The sequence below is a fragment of the Pseudomonadota bacterium genome, assembly GCA_010028905.1.
GTDB lineage: Bacteria > Vulcanimicrobiota > Xenobia > RGZZ01 > RGZZ01 > RGZZ01.
Genome location: RGZZ01000309.1, coordinates 1 through 6,151, shown reverse-complemented (window position 1 = coordinate 6,151; position 6,151 = coordinate 1). Strand labels below are relative to the sequence as shown.

General features: G+C 67.1%; 5 protein-coding genes. 4 read left to right on the top strand and 1 reads right to left on the bottom strand.

Annotated elements, in window-relative coordinates; translation table 11 throughout:
• Window positions 1–19: 19 nt before the first annotated feature.
• Together EB084_17650 and EB084_17645 are read left to right on the top strand one after the other, a co-directional pair.
• Entirely contained in the window at window positions 20–634 is a 615-nt protein-coding gene (locus EB084_17650; GenBank protein NDD30084.1) for a hypothetical protein, read from the top strand.
• Window positions 635–656: 22 nt separating this feature from the next.
• A complete protein-coding gene (locus tag EB084_17645; protein ID NDD30083.1) occupies window positions 657–3,554 on the top strand; it encodes an aminotransferase class I/II-fold pyridoxal phosphate-dependent enzyme in 2,898 nt (965 codons plus the stop codon).
• Window positions 3,555–3,600: 46 nt separating this feature from the next.
• Here the strand turns inward: EB084_17645 and EB084_17640 are convergent, their stop codons facing one another.
• Window positions 3,601–5,235 carry a hypothetical protein gene (locus EB084_17640; GenBank protein NDD30082.1) on the bottom strand — a complete coding sequence of 545 codons (1,635 nt, stop codon included), beginning with the start codon at window positions 5,233–5,235 and terminating at the stop codon, window positions 3,601–3,603.
• 168 nt (window positions 5,236–5,403) lie between these two features.
• Here EB084_17640 and EB084_17635 point away from each other — a divergent pair, with 168 nt between their 5' ends.
• Both EB084_17635 and EB084_17630 read left to right on the top strand, forming a co-directional pair.
• A complete protein-coding gene (locus EB084_17635; protein ID NDD30081.1) occupies window positions 5,404–5,775 on the top strand; it encodes a transcriptional regulator in 372 nt (123 codons plus the stop codon).
• Window positions 5,772–6,151 (top strand): hypothetical protein (locus EB084_17630; GenBank protein ID NDD30080.1); only part of this gene is annotated, 380 nt, incomplete at its 3' end. The genes EB084_17635 and EB084_17630, both read left to right, overlap by 4 nt.

Below are 6,151 nucleotides of genomic sequence, written 5' to 3'. Positions count from 1 at the left end.
CAGCGTTCAATCACCGTGGTTGCCCGAACCGGATGTCGTCGAGAGCCACGTCTGCGCCTCCCCGTCGCAGCCCCCCGAGACCGTGTGCACAGCCGCGGCTGCGTCGACGACCGCCGCACGCGCGCTCCGCTGCGCGCTGCTGGTGGGGCTGACACTGACCACGGTGGCCGGGTGCGTCTGCATGCCCACCGAAGCCATCTGCCAGAACACCGCGGGACAAGAGGACGCGGCACTTGCCGCCTCCTACGGCGTGCGCCCTGCGGTCCTCGCCAGAGTTCCCGCCGCCAACCGTCAGGAGCTGGCTGCCGTTGCGCCGCAGATGCGCGCCATGTACCGCGGGCTCACGACCGAGCAGAAGCGACGGATACGAGATGACCTCGGGAAGAGCACGCGCATCGCGTTCATCACCATCAGCCACCGCAACGCCTTTGTTCGCGGCTCGGTAGCCGGGGTGAACATCTTCGACAAAGCCGACAGACGAGCAGAGGACGCCTTGCGTCGTGGAGAGATCACGCCCGACCAGTCACGCCAGGTCCACCAGGCCACCTCGATGTTCCGACAGATGACACCGGTCCAGCGACAGGCGCTGGCCGAGCTCATGCTCGCCGACACGCCCACGCAGGAGGTGCGCTGAGCCACCTGCGGAAGATCTCGCCATGCGCGTCATCATCCTGGGTGCTGGCATCGCCGGCCTCGCCTGCGCTCTCGCATTGCGCAAGCGCGCGGGCATCGACACGGTGGAGGTCCTGGAACGTGACACGCTCCAGGCCCATCTCGACAGAGCCGGACACGGCTTGATTCTCATGGAGAACGGCGTTCGTGCCCTCCGCGAGCTGGGCCTCGAGCGACTGCTCGAGCATCACACCCCGCTTCGCAGAGCCGTCTTCCAGAATGAGCACGGTCTGGCGCTGCGCAGCGAAGCCCTCCGCAACGCCTACTGCGTGACCCGTGAGTCGCTCGTTCGCGGCTTGCGGGAAGCCCTCGGAGACACACACATCACCTTCGGAGAGGCTGCCACCCACATCGACCTGCGCAACGGGCGTGTGGAAGGCGTGACACTCCGAACAGGTCAGACGCGCACGCGCACCGACTTCGATCTGCTGGTCGGAGCAGAGGGGCATCGCTCGGCGCTCTGCGCAACACTCAACCCCACGTTGCGTCGCAATCAGAGTCAGGTGTTCGAGATCGTCACCTCCACGGAGGCACCGGCGCTGGCAGAGCGTCTCGGACGCCTGTTCGTGAAGACCGTGTTCTCGCACCGCGGCGTGGCCTTTGGGCTGCTTGCGCCCACGAAGACCCGAGTCATCGGGTTCGTCCAGTTCGATCGCAACAAGTACGCCGCACCACCGCGAGACGCGGACACCCAGCAGATGCGACAGTTCGTCTCCCGGCTGCTGGGAGCCGCCCCCCCGCCCCCCATCAACGCGTGGCTGGCGGTGGCCGACTTCACCTCGGCGCACCTCTGGATGCCCGTGGATGCCGACCTTCCCGACCACATCCACTGCGAGAACGCCGTCGTGCTTGGTGATGCCGCACATCCGATGCTGCCCTTCACCAGCCAGGGCGTCAGTGCGGCGCTAGAAGACGCCATCATGCTGGCCGATGCCCTGGCCGGGAACGGGTTGAGCGCGCGCTTCGAGGCGTCGCGCGACGCCGCGATGCTGGCGGCCGCCCTGCAAGGGTTCGAGGGAGAGCGCTCGACCGATGTGCGCGCCTACATCGAGGGCGGGCGGGCCATCCTCCGGAACTTCGTGGCAGACGACGCAGCGCTGGTTCCGTCGTACGTCGATGCCGCAGCTTCAGGTCTCGAAGCCCACCTCACCCTGCCCCGAGGGGGGGTGCGCGCGCTCTTCTCGGTCCTCGATCGGAACGGAGACAACCGACTCGACCGTGACGAGATGCGCCACGCGCTGCACGTGCTCGACGTGGGACTGGGTGAGACGGAGTGCGAAGCGGTCTTCGAGGCGTTCGACAGGAACGGCGACGGCGCGGTGACCCTGGACGAGCTGATTGCCGGCCTGGGCGGATGCGACGACTGCGCCCCTGCGGTGGAGCAGGTGCGGCGCGGGCTCACGCCCCGCCGCGTGCAGCTGCACTCGATGCGCAGCCGCGCGCGTGCGTGGTTCCGGCTCCTCGACGAAGACGGAAACGGTCACGTCGATGCAGCCGAGCTCCGCCGCGCACGCCTGCTGCTGGGCGTGAGCGACGACGCTGTTCTCTCGGGCCATCCCTTCGACGCGCGCGCCCAGCTCGATGAAGAGGCGTTCGTGTCCGCATTCCTGTCTGCGAGCGCGCGCATGGCGTCAGAAGCGGAGACCGCACCGAAGACCGCCGTCGAGACTCGCAGAGCGATCCGCGAGGAAGACGCGGGAGCGCTGTTCGCTGACGACGCCGTCGACCGGGTGCGCCTGCGCGAGCGCGCGTTCAACTACCGCTGGGCCGTTCACGAACCCGATGTCATTCCCCTGACCGCCGCCGACCCGGATTTCCCGACCCCCGAAGTCGTGCGCAGCGCCATTGCATCCTACCTCGATGGCGGCTATCTGAGCTACGGCCCCACGGACGGGCTGCCGCTGTTCAGGGAATCCGTGAGCCAGCGCATGCGCGAGCGCGGCGTTCCCTGCACGCCGGAAACTGTGCTGGCAACAGACAGCGCGGCGTCGGGCCTCTTCCTTGTGGCTCGCCATGCCCTTCCCCATCCGGGGGATGAAGCCATCATCTTCGACCCGGTCGACTTCCTGTTCGAGAGGTCGGTTCGCGCGGCGGGCGGCGTGGTGCGAAGGCTGCCCCTCACAGGGGGCACCATCGACACCGACGCCCTGCGCGCATTGATCACGCCCCGCACCCGCCTGCTCGGCATCTGCAGCCCCCACAACCCGCTGGGAAGGGTGTGGAGCCGCGCCGAGCTAGAGGCACTGGCCACCGTGGCGTGCGAGCACAACCTCCTGATCCTCTCAGACGAGGTCTGGTCAGACATCGTCTTCCCACCGCATCAGCACATCGCCACCGCTTCCCTCGACCCAGAGGTCGCCCGTCGCACGTTCACCGTGTACGGCTTCTCGAAAGGCTTTGGCATGGCCGGACTGCGGCTGGGCGCGCTGGTGTCACCGACACCAGAGCGCCACCGCGAGATCGTCGACCTCTCGCATGCCAACGACACGGCGTACGGCGTGAGCACGCTCTCCCAGATCGGAGGCGTAGCCGCCCTGCGCGAGGGTGACGCGTGGCAAGGCAGGTTCCTCGAACACCTCGAGCGGATGCGCGACCTCGCGGTGACGCGACTGCAACGCATTGACGGAGTGAGGTGCGAAGCACCGCAAGGCACCTTCGTGCTCTTTGCGGACGTGTCACGTAGGATGCGTTCCGGAGAAGACGAGGAAGCGCTCGTGGAGCGGCTGCGCCTGCACCATCGCGTGGCGGTCGTGCCGGGCTCACCGCGTTTCTTCGGACCCTTGGCGGCGGGGCACATAAGAATCAGCTTCGCGACGTCGCGCGAGATTCTCACAGAGGGGCTGGAGAGGCTGGCCCAGGGGCTCACCGATCAGCAGCGATGACCCGCGTGCCCCCCGCTCCGCCAGAGGTTCGGGCTGGCCTGTCGGATCAGGGAAGGGCGGCGGGAGAGTCTGACGGGAGATGCGGGCGAAGCTGGTCGTAGAGCCCGCTGCCCTGCGTCACGCCGCGCAGGTCGAGCCCCATGCCCGACGGCTGGATCACAAAGGCCTCATTCTGGGTGTTGCCAATGCCGCCATGTGTTCCCTGCTGCGGATGGAGCGAGAAGTTGACGACCTTGTCTCCCACGATGGCGCCGAACACCTCGAGGTCGCCAGCGCCTTTGCGGTGCGCCTGATCATGCAGCTGCAACGCCTCGACGTCGCCCCCACCGTACGCCGACAGGGGGTTCTCTCCCCGCACGGTGACCGCTCCGCCATCGATGCGCACGCTGCCGCGGGCTCCGATGATGTCTGTCGCCGAGCCGTCGCGCGCCACAACGAATCCGATGGCCGGATGCGCCACGATCTTGTCGATGAGGCCTGGGTAGAAGCCTTCCACCTCTGCCCGGTCGAGCGCCGCCTCAGAGGCATGAAAGTAGAGGTGGGCGCCGGGACCGAAGTCGAGGGTGGTGACACAGAAGCCATCCTCGACGTCAGAGGGGTGGGTCGACGGAAGCCCCGGTTCCTGCTCGCCCCCCTCGTTGGCTGACGTCATGGCGCCGGAAGACGCGGGGGTGATCAGCGACTTCACCCACGCGCCCAGCGACTGGCCGTAGCGCTCGCTGAAACGGACGCAGGCGGTCTCGCCGTGATCGCTGTAGACCACCAGGTTGTAGGGTCGGTGCGACCGCTCGGCCGCGTGCATGAGAACGCCCAGATCGTGATCGATGATGCGCAGCTGGCGCATGGCGGGTTCTGGGCCGAGGGCATGGCTCAGGTCGTCGAACCCCGGCAGGTCGACGAAGATGGCGGGGTCGCCCTTGCGCATGCGCGTCGCCATCGCGCGGGTCGCGGCGTCGGTGAGCACCGTGTTCTGCAGTGCGCTCCACAGGGCGGGCTTGAGGCGATCTTGCAGGAAGCCCTGCGGGATGTCGTTGCGCTTGCGCTCGAACACGCCACGCACGAGCTCGGCGGAGAAGCGCCCTGCTGTCTGCACCGCCTGAATCGGATGGGCCGCGAGGTGCAGGGCCAGGCGTCCGAGATCGAGGGCAATGACCCCCGCTACCGCCAGCTTCCCGCCCGTGCGACGCGCGCGCGACACCTCGTCGAGGGTCAGGCTGCAGCGGGCCGCGTTCCCAGAGAGGGGACTCAGGTAGGCGGAACCGCCTTCGATGAGACCATGCGCCCCGTCTGCAATGAAGCCATCGACGATCTCGTCGGCCGAGTAGGACCCCGTGACGTTCGAGACGAGGCCGGTCTTCTTGTCGAGCCACTGGTTCGAAGGCAGCACCGAGCGGCCGTAGAGCACGCCCGCCTCGACCACACCCGTATGCGAGGGCAGCCCTGACCTGAAAGGTTCGAGGGAGAGGGTTCCCTTTTCGAGCGCCCGGGAAAGGTTTGGCATGAGCCCGCGATCGAGCCCCGCACGCAGATGGTCGAACGACAGCCCGTCGACCTGCACGAGCAGCAGCCCCTCTTCCGCCTGACTCGACCGCGCGGCGCAAGCCGCGGCGCTCGATTGCGACGGCGAGGCAAGCGCGTCACGCGCGACAGATCTCCCCGAGAGCACTCCCTTGGCATCCATTGATGACAGTTTAACGCAACGCGACCGCCCCGTCTGTTAGGAAGATGTAACCGTCTCATCACGCGTGGGCACACACCCATTGACTTCACAATCTTTATTGATTAATATGTCTATACATTCAATATATTGCATGTATGAGAATGAAAAGACATTGAACCTGGAGAGCCCATGCCACAGCGAAACCTCGCTACAAAAGCCCTGGCGCGCATCATGAGCGCCCTCTCGCATGCCGACCGCCTGAAAATCGTCGAAGAGCTGCGAGAGGGGGAGCGCGACGTGGGAACCCTGGCCGAGCGAATCAGCTCGAGTGCCGTTCGCGTGTCACAGAACATGGCCGTGCTGCGCGCCCACAACCTGGTCATCGAACGCCGTGAGGGCCGCCACGTCTACTACCGCCTCGCGCATCCGACCCTCGCGCGCTGGGTGCTCGAGGGCCTGCGCTTCGTCGCTCCCGACCAGCAGCAGACCGAGGCGCTTCGAGACGCGGTGGAGACCGCGGTGGCCTTGTGGTCGGCAGAGCCCGAGGAGACGTCCTCATGAGCGCGCATCCCCCTCGCCCCGCCCAGCGCCTCGGGTGGCTGCTCTGGGAAGACCGCACTGATATCGTCGTTCTGGTGGTCTACGCATTGATGACCGCGCTGCTGGCCCTGGCCGTTCCGCTGGCGTCGCAGGCGCTTGTCAACACGATCGCCGCGGGCGTGTCGCTGCAGCCCCTCATCGTCCTCACCGGCGCGGTGCTGGTGGGCTTGCTGTTCGCGGGCCTGATACAGGTGCTGCGCGACTCCCTGGTCGAGGTTCTCCAGCAGCGCGTCTTTGCGCGGGTGGCGCTGCGGCTCGCCCAAAACCTTCCCCGCGTAGAGTCGCGGGCGCTCTCCGAGCATCACGGCTCCGAGCTGATGAACCGCTTCTTCGATGT